The sequence below is a fragment of the Streptomyces dryopteridis genome (assembly GCF_049606955.1).
GTDB lineage: Bacteria > Actinomycetota > Actinomycetes > Streptomycetales > Streptomycetaceae > Streptomyces.
Genome location: NZ_CP187113.1, coordinates 590,618 through 606,593, shown reverse-complemented (window position 1 = coordinate 606,593; position 15,976 = coordinate 590,618). Strand labels below are relative to the sequence as shown.

At 73.6% G+C, this 15,976-nt stretch carries 14 protein-coding genes; 7 read left to right on the top strand and 7 right to left on the bottom strand.

Annotated elements, in window-relative coordinates:
* Position 1 precedes the first annotated feature (1 nt).
* From ACN20G_RS02405 to ACN20G_RS02395, 3 genes are all read right to left on the bottom strand, one after another.
* Positions 2-508: a nucleotide triphosphate diphosphatase NUDT15 gene (locus ACN20G_RS02405; protein ID WP_424211028.1), complete on the bottom strand. Its 507-nt coding sequence runs from the start codon at positions 506-508 to the stop codon at positions 2-4.
* Positions 505-1,227, bottom strand: a complete 723-nt coding sequence (locus ACN20G_RS02400; RefSeq protein WP_424211027.1) for a helix-turn-helix domain-containing protein — start codon at positions 1,225-1,227, stop codon at positions 505-507. Before ACN20G_RS02400 ends, ACN20G_RS02405 begins: the two co-directional genes overlap by 4 nt.
* A gap of 114 nt (positions 1,228-1,341) precedes the next feature.
* Positions 1,342-2,421, bottom strand: a complete 1,080-nt coding sequence (locus ACN20G_RS02395) for an ATP-dependent DNA ligase (RefSeq protein WP_424211026.1) — start codon at positions 2,419-2,421, stop codon at positions 1,342-1,344.
* A gap of 75 nt (positions 2,422-2,496) precedes the next feature.
* Between ACN20G_RS02395 and ligD the strand changes: the two genes are divergently transcribed.
* Positions 2,497-3,531 (top strand): non-homologous end-joining DNA ligase, encoded by a 1,035-nt coding sequence (gene ligD / locus ACN20G_RS02390; protein ID WP_424211025.1) that lies wholly within the window; start codon positions 2,497-2,499, stop codon positions 3,529-3,531.
* Between the two features lie 74 nt (positions 3,532-3,605).
* Positions 3,606-3,845, top strand: a complete 240-nt coding sequence (locus ACN20G_RS02385; RefSeq protein WP_424211024.1) for a WhiB family transcriptional regulator — start codon at positions 3,606-3,608, stop codon at positions 3,843-3,845.
* 47 nt (positions 3,846-3,892) lie between these two features.
* Here ACN20G_RS02385 and ACN20G_RS02380 read toward each other — a convergent pair whose 3' ends face one another.
* From ACN20G_RS02380 to ACN20G_RS02370, 3 genes are all read right to left on the bottom strand, one after another.
* Entirely contained in the window at positions 3,893-4,864 is a 972-nt protein-coding gene (locus tag ACN20G_RS02380; RefSeq protein ID WP_424211023.1) for an acyl-ACP desaturase, read from the bottom strand.
* 279 nt (positions 4,865-5,143) lie between these two features.
* The gene (locus tag ACN20G_RS02375) at positions 5,144-6,793 is read right to left on the bottom strand and encodes an ABC-F family ATP-binding cassette domain-containing protein (protein WP_424211022.1); all 1,650 of its coding nucleotides are present in this window, start codon (positions 6,791-6,793) and stop codon (positions 5,144-5,146) included.
* A gap of 430 nt (positions 6,794-7,223) precedes the next feature.
* Positions 7,224-7,640, bottom strand: a complete 417-nt coding sequence (locus ACN20G_RS02370; protein ID WP_424211021.1) for an SsgA family sporulation/cell division regulator — start codon at positions 7,638-7,640, stop codon at positions 7,224-7,226.
* Positions 7,641-7,928: 288 nt separating this feature from the next.
* Here ACN20G_RS02370 and ACN20G_RS02365 point away from each other — a divergent pair, with 288 nt between their 5' ends.
* Positions 7,929-8,609: an endonuclease V gene (locus tag ACN20G_RS02365; RefSeq protein WP_424211020.1), complete on the top strand. Its 681-nt coding sequence runs from the start codon at positions 7,929-7,931 to the stop codon at positions 8,607-8,609.
* Here the strand turns inward: ACN20G_RS02365 and ACN20G_RS02360 are convergent.
* Positions 8,606-9,817, bottom strand: a complete 1,212-nt coding sequence (locus ACN20G_RS02360) for a saccharopine dehydrogenase family protein (RefSeq protein WP_424211019.1) — start codon at positions 9,815-9,817, stop codon at positions 8,606-8,608. The two genes, ACN20G_RS02365 and ACN20G_RS02360, sit on opposite strands and share 4 nt — an antisense overlap.
* 295 nt (positions 9,818-10,112) lie before the next feature.
* On the opposite strand from ACN20G_RS02360, the gene ACN20G_RS02355 reads away from it, so the two are divergent.
* The 4 genes from ACN20G_RS02355 (at position 10,113) to ACN20G_RS02340 (ending at position 15,958) form a co-directional block, all read left to right on the top strand.
* The gene (locus tag ACN20G_RS02355) at positions 10,113-11,282 is read left to right on the top strand and encodes a CaiB/BaiF CoA transferase family protein (protein WP_424211018.1); all 1,170 of its coding nucleotides are present in this window, start codon (positions 10,113-10,115) and stop codon (positions 11,280-11,282) included.
* Entirely contained in the window at positions 11,279-12,421 is a 1,143-nt protein-coding gene (locus tag ACN20G_RS02350) for an acyl-CoA dehydrogenase family protein (protein ID WP_424211017.1), read from the top strand. Before ACN20G_RS02355 ends, ACN20G_RS02350 begins: the two co-directional genes overlap by 4 nt.
* 77 nt (positions 12,422-12,498) lie before the next feature.
* Positions 12,499-13,713, top strand: a complete 1,215-nt coding sequence (locus tag ACN20G_RS02345) for an acetyl-CoA C-acetyltransferase (protein ID WP_424211016.1) — start codon at positions 12,499-12,501, stop codon at positions 13,711-13,713.
* A gap of 61 nt (positions 13,714-13,774) precedes the next feature.
* On the top strand, positions 13,775-15,958 hold the full coding sequence (locus tag ACN20G_RS02340) for a 3-hydroxyacyl-CoA dehydrogenase NAD-binding domain-containing protein (RefSeq protein WP_424211015.1): 2,184 nt from the start codon (positions 13,775-13,777) through the stop codon (positions 15,956-15,958).
* Positions 15,959-15,976: the final 18 nt, after the last annotated feature.

The window sequence follows — 15,976 nt, the reverse complement described above, 5'->3', positions numbered from 1 at the left end:
CTCAGGCCCGCCCGGTCGGGTAGTCGTGGGAGGGGACCGGGGGGAGCGTCGGCAGGTCGGGGCGCCAGTGGCCCAGGACGGCCGCGGACGGCGGGTACAGCGCGGAGGGGATCTCCTCCGGCGCGAACCACGCCCACCGGGTGATCTTGTGCGGTTCGGTGACGGTCGCCACCCCCTCGGCCGCCTCGGTGACCGCGGCCCCCGTCAACCGGGTCTCCGACAGGCCGGGGGCCGCCGCGAGCTGCACGGCCAGCAGCCGCACGTCCGCCGGATCCACCCGCAGCGCGGTCTCCTCCGCCAGCTCCCGCGCGGCGGCCGTCTCGAAGTCCTCGCCCGGGTCCACCTTCCCGCCGGGCAGCTCCCAGTTCCCGTCGTGCGCCCGGCCGAGCAGCACGTGCCCGGTGGCGGGGTCGAGGACGATCAGGCCCACGCCCACGATCGCGTGCGGCCGGGGTATCACCCGGGGACGGCCGGCGGGCTCGGGGGACAGGGGTGCGGGGCTGGTCACGGGAGGTCCTTTCGCGCGCCGGCCTCGGCGCCGGCGTCGGTGGTCGTGGGGCGGGCCCGGACGTGGACGCGTTCGCCCTGGGGGCCGAACAGCGACAGGAACTCGGCCGGGCCCGGGCCGGGATTCCAGAAGGCGTGCGGGGTACGGGTGTCGAACTCGGCGGCCTCGCCCGCGCCCAGTTCGAGATCGTGCGCGCCCAACAGCAGCCGCAGCCGACCCGAGAGCACGTACAACCACTCGTACCCCTCGTGCACCCGCAGCTCCGGGACGGGTCCGCACGCGGGGTAGGGGGTGGGCGGCGAGACGTGCTTGAACGCCTGCACCCCGCCCATGGGGGTGCGGGTCAGCGGCAGGTAGGTGGTGCCGTTGCGCACGAAGGAGGTCGGGCGGATCCGCGGGTCCCGGGTGTCGGGCGCCCCGACCAGCTCGTCCAGGGGCACGCGGTGGGCGCGCGAGAGCGGCAGCAGCAGCTCCAGGGTCGGCTTGCGCCGGCCCGACTCCAGCCGGGAGAGGGTGGAGACGGAGATGCCGGTGCTCTCGGCGAGCTGGGCCAGGGTGGCGCCGCGTCGTTTGCGCAGGGCGCGCAGGCGCGGGCCGACGGCGGTGAGCACCCGGCCGAGTTCGACGTCGGGCGACTCCTGAGCGGCGGCCTCGCCGGGCGCCGGCGGTCCGGCGGCCCGGGCGGGCCGCTCGGGCGGGTGGGCCGGTGCGGGAGACATGACACCATTTGCCGATTCGGCAAGGCCGTTTGTCAAACCACCGGGGGTGAACCCGCGCGCCGACCTGACCCGGCCGGCCCCGAACGGGTGAGCCGACCGACCCGCCGGCGCCCCTCAGCCGGGACCCGCGCCCTGTCCCAGCACCTCCGCCAGGTCGTAGCGGGGCACCTCCTCCAGCTGCCCGTAGTCGCAGGAGGCGGGGGCGCGGTCGGGGCGCCAGCGCCGGAACCGAGCCGTGTGCCGGAACCGGTCGCCCTCCATGTGCTCGTAGGCCACCTCGCAGACCCGCTCGGGCCGCAACGGCACCCAGGACAGGTCCTTCTTGCCGGTCCAGCGACTCTGCCCGCCGGGCAGCCGGGCCCCCTCGTGGGCGGCCGGGTCCGACCAGGCGGCCCACGGGTGCGCCGAGGGGTCCTCGTCCATCCGCAGCGGCGCGAGTTCCGTGACGAGCTCGGCCCGGACCTTCGCGGTGAACGCGGCGCAGACCCCGACGTGCTGGAGCGCGCCGTGCTCGTCGTACAGCCCCAGCAGCAATGATCCGACGATCGGACCGCTCTTGTGGAAACGGAAACCCGCGACGACGACATCCGCCGTACGTTCGTGTTTGACCTTGAACAGGACCCGGGCGTCGGGCCGGTAGGGCTGATCGAGCGGCTTCGCCACGATCCCGTCCAGACCGGCGCCCTCGAACCGCTCGAACCACTCGCCGGCCAGCTCCGGATCGGTGGTCGCCGGGGCGGTGTGCACGGGAGGCGTGGCGGTGGACAAAGCGGTGACCAGGGCGGCCCGACGTTCGGCGAGCGGGGCCTCCAGCAGCGAGACCTCGCCCAGGGCCAGCAGGTCGAAGGCCACGAACGAGGCCGGGGTGGTCCCGGCCAGCAGCCTCACCCGGGAGGCCGCCGGATGGATCCGCTCCGAGAGCCGGTCGAAGTCCAGACGCCCGTCCCGCACCACCACGATCTCCCCGTCCAGCACGTAGCGCGGCGGCAGCACCCGCCGGAACGCCTCCACCAGCTCGGGGAAGTACCGCACCAGGGACTTGCCCGTGCGCGAGCCGATCTCCACCTCGTCCCCGTCCCGGAACACCAGCGCCCGGAACCCGTCCCACTTCGCCTCGTACTGCATCCCCGGCGGGATCCGGGCGGCGGGCTTGCACAGCATCGGCTTCACGGGCGGCATCACCGGCAGGTCCATACCCCGCATTCTGAGACCCCCGGCCCGGCCCCGCCCGGTGTGCGGGCCCGTCGGGACCCGCCTACCGTGGCAGACATGGCTGCCGCCGGCGCGATCGAACTGGAGGTGGACGGGCGCACCGTCCGCCTGTCCCACCCCGACAAGGTCTACTTCCCCGAACGCGGGATCACCAAGGGCGACCTCGCCCGCTACTACCTGGCCGTCGGCCCCGGCATCACCCGCGCCCTGCGCGAGCGCCCCACCACCCTGGAGCGCTTCCCCGACGGCGTCGACGGCGAGTCCTTCTTCCAGAAGCGGGCGCCCAAGAACCTGCCCGACTGGATCCCCACCGCGCACATCGCCTTCCCCAGCGGCCGCACCGCCGACGAGATCTGCCCCACCGGCCCGGCCGCCGTCCTGTGGGCCGCCAACCTCGGCACCCTCACCTTCCACCCCTGGCCCGTCCGGCGTGCCGACACCGACCACCCCGACGAGCTGCGCATCGACCTCGACCCCCAACCCGGCACCGACTTCCACCACGCCGTCACCGCCGCCCACGCCCTGCGCGAGGTCCTCGACGGGCTCGGATTGCGCGGCTGGCCGAAGACCAGCGGCGGCCGGGGACTGCACGTGTTCGTCCCCATCGCCCCCCGCTGGACGTTCACCGAGGTCAGACGCTGCGCGATCGCGATCGGCCGGGAGCTCGAACGGCGCATGCCCGAGGAGGTCACCACCGCCTGGTGGAAGGAGGAACGCGGGGAGCGGATCTTCGTGGACTACAACCAGACGGCCCGCGACCGGACCATCGCCTCCGCCTACTCCGTGCGCCCCCGCCCGCACGCCCCGGTCTCCGCCCCGCTGCGCTGGGAGGAGCTCGACACGGTGGCCCCGGCCGACTTCGACGTGGTCACCATGCCGGACCGCTACGCCGACGTGGGCGACCTGCACGCCGACATGGACGAGCACGCCTTCGACCTGACCGCGGCGCTGGCCCTCGCGGACGAGGACCACCACGGCCGGGGCCTGGGCGACCTGCCCTACCCCCCGGACCACCCGAAGATGCCGGGCGAACCCAAGCGCGTCCAACCGAGCCGCGCCCGCAAGGCCCCGCCGGAGCCCGAGGCCGGATAGCGACGCGCCAGTCCGGACGAGCGCGTCCATGGGACGTTGACGATGTGTTCACGCGGGCCGTCCAGCATCGGGGCATGGCGACCAACACGCTCCCCGACACCCGCGACCCCTTCGAGACCGCGCTGTGCGCGCAGACCGGCGCGGAGTTCTTCTATCCCGAGCCCGGGAACTCGGTGCGGCAGGCGAAGGCCCTGTGCGGGCGCTGCGAGGCGCGGGCCGCGTGCCTGGAGTACGCGCTGGAGCACGACGAGCGCTTCGGGGTGTGGGGCGGGCTCTCCGAACGGGAGCGGCGGGCCCTGCGCCCCCGACGCTGACGGCCCGGGCCCCGCGCGGCGGGATCCGGGCCGTGCACGGGCGTGCCTCAGCCCTGGCGGGCCGCCTTGCGGGCGGCGCGGGCGGCGAGCCGCTCGTCGAACTTCGCGGCCTCGGAGTCCAGGCCGTTCATGAACAGGCCAAGTTCCTCCTGGGCCCGCTGCCCGTCCGGGCCGAGCCCGTCGATCTCCATGACCTTCAGGAACCGCAGCACCGGGCTCAGCACGTCGTCGTGGTGGATGCGCAGGTTGTAGATCCCGCCGATCGCCATCTGCGCGGCGGCCCGCTCGAAGCCGGGCATGCCGTGACCGGGCATCCGGAAGCCGACGACCACGTCGCGGACGGCCTGCATCGTGAGGTCGGGGGCGAGCTCGAAGGCCGCGCCGAGCAGGTTGCGGTAGAACACCATGTGCAGGTTCTCGTCCTGCGCGATCCGCGCCAGCATCCGGTCGCAGACCGGGTCGCCGGACTGGTGGCCCGTGTTGCGGTGCGAGATGCGGGTGGCGAGTTCCTGGAAGGCCACGTACGCCACCGAGTGCAGCATCGAGTGCCGGTTGTCCGACTCGAAGCCCTCCGACATGTGGGCCATCCGGAACTCTTCGAGCTTGTCCGGGTCCACCGCGCGGGAGGCCAGCAGGTAGTCGCGCATCACGATGCCGTGACGGCCCTCCTCGGCCGTCCACCGGTGCACCCAGGTGCCCCAGGCGCCGTCCCGACCGAACAGGGAGGCGATCTCGTGGTGGTAGCTGGGCAGGTTGTCCTCGGTCAGCAGGTTGACGACCAGGGCGATCCGCCCGATGTCGGTGACCTTCGACTGCTCGGGCAGCCACGCCTCCCCGTCGTCGAAGAACCGGGGGAAGTTCCGCCCGTCGCCCCACGGCACGTAGTCGTGCGGCATCCAGTCCTTCGTGACCTTCAGGTGGCGGTTCAGTTCCTTCTCCACCACCTCTTCCAGCGCGAACAGCAGCTTGGCGTCGGTCCACGCCTCCGAGCTGCCGAGGTGGGGAGAGGTGATCGTCACGGGTGCTCCTGGGGACAAAGCGAATTACCTACGGTTCCGTAGCCTACGAACCCGTAGGTTAAGCGCGGCGTGAAGAAGCGCAAACACCCACCGGGCCGAACGTCCCGTTACATGACGTTATGACCCCAGGTCCGAGGGGTGGAAAGGGGAGGACTTCCGTCCCGATACGTCCCGTGAAGTGGCTCACATCGGCGGGTGATGCGTCAGTCCGCGCTTGACGGGCGGCCCCGGGGCGCGCCCGAGGCGCCGACCGTGCGGGAAGCGGTCGGCGCGGGGCCTTCAGGAGCCGTCGATCCCGGACTCCACCTCCTCCGGCGCGATGTCCCGCAGCCCCTCCTCGTCCAAGAGCAGCCACCGGGTGATCCCGATCGACCGCAGGAACGGCAGATCGTGACTGACCACGACCATGGCCCCCTCGTACGCGTGCAGGGCCTCGGTCAGCCGCCGCACGCTGGACAGGTCGAGGTTGTTCGTCGGCTCGTCCAGCATCAGCAGCCGCGGCGCCGGCTCGGCCAGCAGCAGCGCCGCCAGCGCCGCCCGGAACCGTTCCCCGCCCGAGAGCGTGCCCACCGGCCGGTCCGCCCGCGCGCCCCGGAACAGGAAGTGCGCCAGCCGCGCCCGGACGGTGTTGTTGTCGGCCTCCGGGGCCTCGCGCGCCACCTGCTGCACCACGGACAGCCCGTCGTCCAGCACCGCCGCGTCCAGCCGCTGCGGCAGGTACCGGGTCGGCACCCAGGTCGTGGCCTCGCCGGCCGCCGGCTCGACCAGCCCCGCCACGGTCCGCAGCAGCGTGGTCTTGCCCGAGCCGTTCCGGCCGATCAGCGCGATCCGCTCCGGGCCGCGCACCTCCCACTCGCCCGGCAGGGCCGGGCCGTGGGCGGGGCGCAGGTCGCGCAGGGTGAACACGCGCCGGCCGGGCGGGACGCGGGTGTCGGGCAGGGCCACCCGGATCTCCTTGTCCACGCGCACGGCGTCCTCGGCCTGCTCCAGCCGCTCGCGCGCGTCCGAGAGCCGGTCCTCGTGCATCGTGCGGTGTTTGCCCGCCGACTCCTGGGCCGCGCGCTTGCGCGCGCCCATCACGATCTTCGGCTCGCGCTTGGTCTCGTACATCTTCTGTCCGTACGCCTTGCGGCGCGCCAACTTCTGCCGGGCTTCGATCAGTTCGCGCTTCTGGCGTTGCACGTCCGCCTCGGCGTTGCGGACCGTGCGCTCGGCCGCCTCCTGCTCGATCGCGATCGTCTCCCGGTAGTCGGAGAAGTTGCCGCCGTACACGCGGACCTCGCCGTCGCGCAGTTCGGCGATCCGGTCCACCGAGTCCAGCAGCGTCAGGTCGTGGCTGACGACGACCATCACCCCGGGCCAGGCGGCGACCGCCTCGTGCAGCCGGCGGCGGGCCGCGAGGTCCAGGTTGTTGGTCGGCTCGTCCAGCAGCAGCACGTCGGGCCGGGCGAGGAAGAGCGCGGCCAGGCCGAGCAACACCGACTCGCCGCCGGAGAGTTCACCGACCGTGCGGTCCAGGTCGAGAGCTCCCAGGCCCAGCTGGGCGAGGGTGGCCAGGGCGCGCTCCTCGACGTCCCAGTCGTCGCCCACGAGGGCGAAGTTCTCCTCCGTGGCCTCGCCCGCCTCGATCGCGAGGAGGGCGGCCCGGGTCCGGTCGACGCCGAGGGCCTGGTCCACCCGCAGGGTGGTGTCCAAGGTCAGGTCCTGCGGCAGGTAGCCCACCTCGCCGCGGACGGTGACCTTGCCCGCGGCGGGCCGCAGCCGGCCGGCGATCAGCTTCAACAGGGTTGATTTCCCGGACCCGTTGACACCGATCAGGCCGGTGCGGCCGGGGCCGAAGGCCAGGTCGAGGCCGTCGAGGGCGGGGGTGCCGTCCGGCCACTCGAAACGGAGGTCGGAGCAGGTGACGAAAAGGGGGGCGGTACTCATGGAGGTCCTCCAGGTTGCGTGACGGATCTGCGGCAACGTGGGGGAACATCGCGTGCGGGACGGTGGGTCCCGGAAGGTGCCCGGTCTCGACGGGGCGGATGCGCGGCGAAGGCGCACGGCCGGTCGAGCGGGGGTACGCCGCTCGCGGTCGGACCCGGCTCCCGTCAGGGGGAGCGGCGCGGGGCGACGGCGGGGCGAGGAGGGTGGGCGACGCGATGTCCCGACCTCAGACGAGCAACGTCCTGCTCCGATCGACGGCAATGTGACGTCGACGACGCTACGCCGGGGCGCGCGGGGACCGCAAACGATTTATCGGGCGCGGTGGCCCCCGGGCCCGCGCGGCGCCTTCGGCAGGGCGCGGGGCGGACGATCGGGGGCGGACGGGTACGGCGGCGCGGGCGGGGGTGTGGGCAGGAGGGGGGCCGGGGGGTCAGTTCGAGTCGCGGAGCAGGGCGGCCAGCTCCCCGTCCAGGTCCAGGTAGTGGTGCTCCAGGCCGGGCGGGACCACGGTCGCGGCGCGGTCCAGGAAACCGCGCAGGTCGGCGCCGTCCATCAGGATGATCGCGACCCCCTCGGGGGCGTGGAACTCCACGACGGTGCGGCGCGCGTCGTACGGGCGCACCCGCACGTCGCCCGCGCCCGCCGGCCGCTCCAGCCCGACCTCCAGCAGTTCCCGGGCGAAGGTCCACGCCACCTCGACCCCCTCCAGGGTGGCCGGCGCGGGGAAGGACATCCGGACCGCGTACGGGTCGGAACGGTCGTAGCCGAGGGTGACAGGAACGGTGTCGACCTTCGGCGCGGTGGCGACCAGCCGGGCCTGTACGGCCTGCTCGATGACAGTGATCAAGGCTCGCTCCCTTGCGACGGACGGGCCGGGAGTGGAGGGGATCCGCCCGGCACCAGGAGAGACGTCGAAAGGGGCCCGCGCGTGCACGCCCGATGGCGTGAGCTGCGTCACCGAATGGCCGAAATTCATCTGTGTGTTCCTCCGGGTACACCGGGTGTCCGAAGGTCCGGGGGAGGCGCACGCCGATCCGCCCGGCGCACGGCGCCGGCGGTACGACCGATTCCCGGCCCCCGCCCGCGTCCGACCGGCCGACCGGACCCGCGCCGCGAGCGACTACCCTCCACGATCATGAGCGACATGACCGGCCCCGCCGACGAGGCGGAGGCCCGCGCGATACAGGACGCGCTGCGCGACCGCGTGGTCCTCGACGAGAGGGGACCCGCGCCCGGCGGCGGCCTGGTCGCCGGCGTGGACGTGGCCTACGACGACGAGCGCGACCTCGTCGCCGCGGCCGTCGTCGTCCTCGACGGACACACCCTGGAGGTGGTGGAGGAGGCCACGGCGGTCGGCGCCGTCTCCTTCCCGTACGTCCCGGGCCTCCTCGCCTTCCGTGAGCTGCCCACCCTGCTGCGGGCCCTGGAGGCCCTGCGGGTCCGCCCCGACCTGGTCGTCTGCGACGGCTACGGGCTCGCCCACCCGCGCGGCTTCGGCCTCGCCTGCCACGTCGGCGTGGTCACCGGGCTGCCCACCATCGGCGTCGCGAAGAACCCCTTCACCTTCCACCACGAGGACCCCGCCCCCGAACGCGGAGCGCACAGCCCGCTGCGGACGGACGCGGGGGAGGAGGTCGGGCGGGCGCTGCGGACCCGGGCGGGCGTCAAACCCGTCTTCGTCTCGGTCGGCCACCGGGTCGACCTGGACAACGCCTGCGCCCTCACCCTGGCCCTCAGCCCCCACTACCGCCTCCCGGAGACCACCCGCCGAGCCGACGCGCTCTGCCGCCGAGCTCTGAAGGCGGCCTCGACCTAGTCTTGGTGCGCGACGCGGAAGCGGACGCCCGCCGTGCGGAGTCGGTCCAGCAGGTGGGAGCCCATCGCCGTGGCCGGGGTGAGCTGGCCGGAGCGGACGGGCAGCGGGTCGAAGGCCAGGCACAGGGCCGACTGGGCCAGCATCACGGCCGTCTCCTCGTAGCCCGGGTCACCGCCCGAGACCTCCGTCAGGACCCGCCGGCCGCCGCCCTCGCCGACGAACCGGACCGTGAACCGGCTGCGGGCCCGACGGGCCTCGTCGGGACCGCGCCCCGGCTCCCACAGCGAGGACAGCAGCCGCCGGGCCGGCGGGAGCTGGGCCAGCCCGACGACGGCGCCCACGGCCGCCGTCCCGCCGAGGGCCGCCGCCAGGTTCGGCACCGACGCGAAGTGCCGGTAGCGGAAATCCGGCCCGTAGCGGGGGTCGGCCGCCGCCGACCGGGCCACGATCCGCGGGTCGAGGGAGGGCAGCGGGAGCGCCCAGGTGCCCGTCACGGGGTGGAAGCGGGGGGCGCCCAGCGGGGCCCGGACCACCCGGTCCCCGGGCTCCGACCGGTCCCGTTCCGCCGCCGCTCTGGCCCGCGCCGCCCGCAGGGTCTGCGCGCCCCGCCCGAAGGCGCTCAGGGCCGAGGCGAGGGTGCCGCCCGAGATCCGCGCGTCGGACCACATGAACCCGTCGATCCGCAGCGGCACCCCCTCCGGCAGGTGCCCCACCGTGTACAGGACGCCGAGGTCGGCCGGGACGGAGTCGAAACCGCACGCGTGGACCAGGCGCGCGCCGGTCTCGCGCGCCCGCGCGTCGTGCTCCACGTACATCCGGTCCACGAACTCGGGCTCGCCCGTCAGGTCGAGGTAGTCGGTGCCCGCGTCCGCGCACGCGGCCACCAGGTCCGTGCCGTACCAGAGGTAGGGGCCGACGGTGCTGGCCAGCACGCGGGTGGACATGGCCAGTTCGGTCATGTCCGCGCGGTTGCCGGCCTCGGCCCGGATCAACGGCACCTTCGCCGCCTCCGGCCGCAGCTCCGCCAGCCGTTCCCGCACGGCCCGGAGCTTGCTCACATCGCGCCCGGCCAGGGCCCAGCGACAGCCTTCCGGGACCTGTTCGGCCAGCCGACGGGCGGTCAGTTCGCCGACGAAGCCGGTGGCGCCGAACAGGACGAGGTCGTAGGTGCGGGCCGGGGCCCCTTGGGGGTGCGATCGCGTGCTCATGCGGCTCCTGTGGTCGAGCGGACGGTGGGCGCGGGGGCTCCGGCGGCGGGCGCGGCGCGGCACGCGGGTGTCGCCGTGACGCGGCGTCGGGTGCCCTCCCGACCGCGCGTGTGCCCCGGTTCGGCGTTCGTGACCGTGCACCTTACGCGTCCCGTTCGCACGCCGGCGCACGCGCCCCCGACTCGCCGATCGCGGCTCCCGGGGCTTGTGTTCGCCGGGCCACGTTCCTAGCATCCCTGGTGTTACATCAGTTGTGTCACACAGCCGCACCGCACCGCCACACCCTGGGGGCCCGATGGCAGACACCGCGCACGCACCGACCACCCCGCCCACCGGCCCGCTCGCCGGCGTCCGCGTGGTCGAACTGGCCGGGATCGGCCCCGGGCCCTTCGCGGCGATGCTCCTGGCCGACCTCGGGGCGGACGTGGTGCGCGTGGACCGGCCCGGCCCGGCGGGACTCGCGATCGATCCCGCGCACGACGTCACCAACCGCGGCAAACGCTCCGTCCTCCTCGACCTGAAGGCCGCCGACGGCCCCGCCCGGGTCCTGGACCTGGTGGAACGGGCCGACGTGCTCATCGAGGGCTTCCGGCCCGGGGTGGCCGAGCGGCTCGGGGTCGGCCCCGAGCCGTGCCTGGCCCGCAACCCGCGCCTGGTCTACGGCCGGATGACGGGCTGGGGCCAGCACGGGCCGCTGGCCCACACGGCCGGGCACGACATCTCCTACATCGCCGTCACCGGGGCCCTCGGCATGATCGGCGACCCCGACCGGCCGCCGGCCGTCCCCGCCAACCTCGTCGGCGACTACGCGGGCGGCTCCCTCTACCTCGTCGTCGGGATCCTCGCCGCGCTGCGCCACGCGGGCCTGCCCGGCGGCACCGGACAGGTCGTGGACGCCGCCATCGTGGACGGCACCGCCCACCTCACCGCCATGATCCACGGCATGGTCGCCGCCGGCGGCTGGCAGGACCGGCGGGGCGCGAACCTCCTGGACGGCGGCTGCCCCTTCTACGGCACCTACGCGACCTCCGACGGGCTGTACATGGCCGTCGGCGCCCTGGAGCAGCGGTTCTACGACACCTTCACCGAACTCCTCGGCATCGCCGACCGGGCCCCCGCCCGCAAGGACCTCGCCGCGTGGGGCGAACTGCGCGAGGCCGTCGCCGGGGCGTTCGCCTCCCGTACCCGCGCCGAGTGGACGGAGGTGTTCGCCGGCAGCGACGCCTGCGTCGCGCCCGTCCTCTCCCTGCGCGAGGCCCCCGAACACCCGCACCTGGCGGCCCGGGGCACCTTCACCGAGCACGCCGGCATCGTCCAGCCCGCCCCCGCCCCCCGGTTCTCCGCCACCCCCGCGACCCTCACCGGCGGCCCCGCCCTGCCGGGCGCGCACGGCGCGGAGGTGGCCCGGGACTGGGGCGTGCCGGGACTGCTCCCCGACCCCTCCGAAGGGACCCCCACGTCATGAGACGCCGGCTGTTCGACGCCGACCACGAGGCGTTCCGGGACACCGTCCGCGCCTTCCTCGCCAAGGAGGTGCTGCCGCACTACGACCGCTGGGAGCGGGACGGGATCGTCTCCCGCGAGGTGTGGCTCGCCGCCGGCCGGCAGGGGCTGCTCGGGCTCGCCGTGCCCGAGGAGTACGGGGGCGGCGGAAACCCCGACTTCCGCTACGGGGTGGTGCTGGCCGAGGAATTCACCCGCGCCGGCGCCCCGGGCCTGGCCATCGGCCTGCACAACGACATCGTCGGCCCCTACCTCACCTCCCTCGGCACCCCCGAGCAGAAGGCCCGCTGGCTGCCCGGGTTCTGCTCCGGGGAGCTGATCTCGGCCGTCGCGATGACCGAACCCGGCGCCGGCTCCGACCTCCAGGGCATCCGCACCAGCGCCGAGGACCGCGGCGACCACTGGCTGTTGAACGGCTCCAAGACCTTCATCTCCAACGGGATCCTCGCCGACCTCGTGATCGTGGCCGCCCGCACCACCCCCGAGGGCGGGGCGCACGGCCTCTCGCTGTTCGTCGTCGAACGGGACACCCCCGGCTTCACCCGGGGCCGCAACCTCGACAAGATCGGCCAGAAGGCCCAGGACACCGCCGAACTCTTCTTCCAGGACGTGCGCCTGCCCAAGGAGAACCTCCTCGGCACCGAGAACGGCGCGTTCCTGCACCTCGTCACCAACCTCCCGCAGGAACGGATGGCCATCGCGGTGGCCGCGATCGCCGCCGCCGAACACCTCGTGGAGATCACCACCCGGTACGTGAAGGAACGCGAAGCCTTCGGCCGGCCGCTGGCCAAGCTCCAGCACATCCGCTTCGAGATCGCCGAGATGGCCACCGAGGCCGCCGTCACCCGCGCCTTCCTCGACCGCTGCGTCACCGACCACGTGGCCGGCGAACTCGACCACGTCCACGCCTCCATGGCCAAGTGGTGGGCCACCGAACTGCAAAAGCGCGTCGCCGACCGCTGCCTCCAACTGCACGGCGGATACGGCTACATGAGCGAGTACCGGGTGGCGCGCGCCTTCGTCGACGGGCGGATCCAGACGATCTACGGCGGCACCACCGAGATCATGAAGGAGATCATCGGCCGCTCCCTCCTCGACTGAGCACCCGCCCGCCCCGCCCCGCCCCACTGCGCCCTCGCACCCGCACCCCGCACGAACCCGTCGAAAGGCTGGAAGAGTTGAGTCCCGAAGCGTACGTCTACGACGCCCTCCGCACCCCGCGCGGCCGAGGCAAGGCCAACGGCGCCCTGCACGGCACCAAGCCCATCGACCTCGTCGTCGGCCTGATCCACGCCCTGCAGGAGCGCAACCCCGGCCTCGACCCCGCCGCGATCGACGACATCGTGCTCGGCGTCGTCGGACCCGTCGGCGACCAGGGCTCCGACATCGCCCGGATCGCCGCCATCGCCGCCGGCCTGCCCGACACGGTGGCCGGCGTGCAGGAGAACCGCTTCTGTGCCTCCGGCCTCGAAGCCGTCAACACGGCCGCCGCCAAGATCCGTTCCGGCTGGGAGGACCTGGTCCTCGCGGGCGGGGTCGAGTCCATGTCCCGGGTGCCGATGGCCTCCGACGGGGGAGCCTGGTTCGCCGATCCGATGACCAACTTCGACACCGGCTTCGTCCCGCAGGGCATCGGCGCCGACCTCATCGCCACCATCGAGGGCTTCTCCCGCCGCGACGTGGACGAGTACGCGGCCCTGTCCCAGGAGCGGGCCGCGACCGCCTGGAAGGAGGGCCGGTTCGCGAAGTCCGTGGTGCCCGTCCGCGACCGCAACGGCCTCGTCGTCCTCGACCACGACGAGCACATGCGGCCCGGCACCACCGCCGACTCCCTGGCCTCCCTCAAGCCCTCCTTCGCCGACATCGGCGACCTCGGCGGCTTCGACGCCGTCGCCCTCCAGAAGTACCACTGGGTCGAGGCCATCGACCACGTGCACCACGCCGGCAACTCCTCCGGCATCGTCGACGGCGCCGCCCTCGTCGCCATCGGCTCCCGCGAGGCCGGCGAACGCGCCGGACTGCGCCCCCGGGCCCGGATCGTCTCCGCCGCCGTCTCCGGCTCCGAGCCCACCATCATGCTCACCGGCCCGGCCCCCGCCACCCGCAAGGCCCTCGCCAAGGCCGGGCTCACCATCGACGACATCGACCTGGTCGAGATCAACGAGGCGTTCGCGGGCGTGGTCCTGCGCTTCGCCAAGGACATGGGCCTCGGCCTCGACCGGATCAACGTCAACGGCGGCGCCATCGCCCTCGGACACCCCCTCGGAGCCACCGGGGCCATGATCCTCGGCACCCTCGTGGACGAACTGGAACGCCGCGACCAGCGGTACGGGCTGGCCACCCTGTGCGTCGGCGGCGGCATGGGCATCGCCACCGTCGTCGAACGCCTGTGACCCGGGTCCCCGCACCCACGCCCCCGGCCCCCGGCCCCACCGACACGAAAGCAGAGCCCGCATGAGCCAGTCGACCACGATCCGCTGGGACCAGGACGACAGCGGCGTCGTCACCCTCACCCTCGACGACCCCGACCAGTCCGCGAACACCATGAACCAGGCGTTCAAGGACTCCGTCGCCGCGATCGCCGAACGCGCCCTCGCCGAACGCGACACCATCCGAGGCGTCATCTGGACCTCCGCGAAGAAGACCTTCTTCGCCGGCGGCGACCTCAAGGACATGATCCGGCTGCGCCCCGAGGACGCCGCCCTCGCCTTCGACACCGGCACCGCCATCAAGCGGTCCCTGCGCGTCATCGAGACCCTCGGCGTGCCCGTGGTCGCCGCGATCAACGGCGCGGCCCTCGGCGGCGGCTACGAGATCGCCCTCTCCGCCCACCACCGGATCGCCCTCGACGCGCCCGGCTCCCGGATCGGCCTGCCCGAGGTCACCCTCGGCCTGCTGCCCGCCGGCGGCGGCGTCACGCGCACGGTCCGCCTCATGGGCATCGCCGACGCCCTGCTGAAGGTGCTCCTCCAGGGCACCCGCTACTCCCCGAAGCGCGCCCTGGACAACGGCCTCGTCCACGAACTCGCCGCCACCCCCGAGGAGATGCTGGCCAAGGCCCGCGCCTTCGTCGACGCCAACCCCGAGTCCGCCCAGCCCTGGGACCGGCCCGGCTACCGCATCCCCGGCGGCACCCCCGCCAACCCCCGCTTCGCCGCGAACCTGCCGGCCTTCCCCGCCAACCTCAAGAAGCAGCTCAACGGCGCCCCCTACCCGGCCCCCCGCAACATCCTGGCCTGCGCCGTCGAGGGCTCGCAGGTCGACTTCGAGACCGCCCTGACCATCGAGGCCCGCTACTTCACCGAACTGGTCACCGGCCAGACCGCGAAGAACATGATCCAGGCGTTCTTCTTCGACCTCCAGGCCGTCAACGCCGGCCGCAGCCGCCCCGCCGACGTGCCGCGCCGCACCGTCACCCGAGCCGCCGTCCTCGGCGCGGGCATGATGGGCGCCGGCATCGCCTACTCCTGCGCGAAGGCGGGCATCGAGGTCGTCCTCAAGGACGTCAGCGTCGAGGCCGCCGAACGCGGCAAGGCGTACTCCGCGAAGATCCTCGACAAGGCCGTCGCCAAGGGCCGGGTCACCGCCGCCGACCGTGACGCGCTCCTCGCCCGCATCACCCCCACCGCCGACCCCGCCGACGTGGCCGGCTGCGACGCCGTCATCGAAGCCGTCTTCGAGGACACCGGCCTCAAGCACCGCGTCTTCCGCGAGGTCCAGGACCTCCTCGCCCCCGACGCCCTGCTGTGCTCCAACACCTCCACCCTCCCCATCACCGACCTCGCCGAGGGGGTCACCCGCCCCGAGGACTTCATCGGCCTGCACTTCTTCTCCCCGGTGGACAAGATGCCGCTCGTGGAGATCGTCAAGGGCGAACGCACCGGCGACGAGGCGGTGGCCCGCGCCTTCGACCTCGTGCGGCAGATCGGCAAGACCCCGATCGTCGTCAACGACAGCCGGGGCTTCTTCACCTCGCGCGTCATCGGCCAGTTCCTCAACGAGGGCGTCGCGATGATCGGCGAGGGCCTGGAACCCGCCTCCGTCGAACAGGCCGCGGCCCAGGCCGGCTACCCCGCCAAGGTCCTCTCCCTGATGGACGAGCTGACCCTCACCCTCCCGCGCAAGATCCGCGACGAGACCCGCAAGGCATTCGAGGCGGAGGGCCGGCCCTGGCCCGAGCACCCCGCCGACGCCGTCATCGACCGCATGGTCGACGAGTTCGGCCGCACCGGCCGCAGCGGCGGCGCGGGCTTCTACGACTACGACGAGACCGGCAGGCGCGGCGCGCTCTGGCCCGGACTGCGCGAGCACTTCGGCAAGGAGCCGCGCACCATCCCCTTCGAGGACATGAAGGAGCGGATGCTCTTCGCGGAGGCCCTCGACACGATCCGCTGCGTGGAGGAGGGAGTGCTCACCTCCGTCGCCGACGCGAACATCGGCTCCATCATGGGCATCGGGTTCCCGGCGTGGACCGGCGGCGTCCTCCAGTACGTCAACGGGTACGCGGGCGGGCTGCCCGGCTTCACGGCCCGTGCCCGCGAACTCGCCGCCGCGTATGGCGAGCGCTTCGCCCCGCCGGCCCTGCTGGTGGCGAAGGCGGAACGCGGCGAGACCTTCACCGACGCCCCGTCGTCCTGACCCACCCCGCGCCGGCCG